We start from the raw sequence: 1,305 nt of genomic DNA on the forward strand, positions 1-1,305 counted from the left end.
CCGACGGCGGAGAAGCCGTCCAGGCGCACCGGCCGTCTTCGGTCGGAGTGGATCTCCACCATGGGGCCGACGTAGGAGTCGACGATGTCGGCGTACGGGCCGACCACGGAGGAGTCGCCGAGGGACGCGCCGGTGAGCCGGGCGCCCTCGTGGAGCTCGGCGCCGTCGCCGATGTCGGCGTACTCCAGCCGGACGCCGCTGCCGACCGACACGTGCCGGCCGATCCGGACGCCGTCCCCGATGACCACGCTGCCGTCGGCGATCTTGGCGGCGAGGGTGGTGCCGGTGCGGTCGTCCCGGGTCTGCAGGCTCGACTCGTGGATCCAGTAGCGCGGCTCGTCGCTGAACGGGTCGGCCATGAGCTCGTTCATCTGCGAGTAGTCCCCGGAGAGGACACCCTTGAGGGTGACCAGGTAGTCCTCGACGTTGCCGAGGTCGCCCAGCCGCGAGATGTGATGGGACGCCACGGGCAGGCCGTGGCCGACGAGGTAGGGCAACAGGTCCTTGCCCCAGTCGAGCCGCTGGTGGGCCAGGCGCATCAGCTGCGGGTCGCGGGCGGCCTGCCGGAGGCGGCCGCAGTCGACGAGGTACATGCCGGCGTTGGTGGGGACGAGCCCGCAGCCGCCGTCCAGCACGTCGGGGAAGAGCGCGTCGAGCTCGTCGCGGCCGGGCTTCTCGACGAAGCCGGTGACGAGGTCCTCCTCGTCGGTGCGCATGACGCCGTACTTGCCGGCGACCTCGGCGGGCGTGCGGGCCACCGCCGCGACCGTGACCACGGCGTCGTGGCTCGTGTGGGTGGCCTCCAGCTCGGCGAGCGAGAAGTCGAAGATGGAGTCGACCGGCAGCACCAGGGCCCGGCCGGTGAGGTTCCACTGCTCCAGGTTGTGGAGGGTGGCGGATCCGGAGCCCACGTTGTAGCGGTCGTAGCTGGACCGCGAGTAGCGGACCTCGATGCCGTAGCGCTCGCCGTGGCCGAGCAGCAGTTTGATCTGGCTGCGGTTCTCCAGCCCCTGCGCCACGACGTAGAACTTCCTGATGCCCTGTCGCCGGCAGGCGTCGACCACCCACTCGACGAGTCGGCGGCCGGCGAACGGGATCAGCGCTTTGCTCCTGATGTAGTCGGCGGACTCCAGGGTGATGGGCTTCGCCCGCTCACCGCGTCCTCCGGCCAGGATGATCCCGACCGTCTCTCCGTCCACGTCCACCGTCCTGACCCCCATACGCCGACGCTCTACCACCCAAGATACAACACGCCATGTCAAATCTTGTCAACCGTTGAGTCAAGTCGGTCGCCGCAGACGGCCC

1 protein-coding gene is annotated in these 1,305 nt (G+C 69.8%); it reads right to left on the minus strand.

Annotated elements, in window-relative coordinates; genetic code table 11:
• Positions 1 to 1,199, minus strand: a 1,199-nt coding sequence (locus SNE206_RS39990; RefSeq protein ID WP_407918507.1) for a sugar phosphate nucleotidyltransferase, incomplete at its 3' end; no start/stop codon positions are given.
• Positions 1,200 to 1,305: the final 106 nt, after the last annotated feature.

The sequence above is a fragment of the Kitasatospora sp. NE20-6 genome (assembly GCF_045862635.1).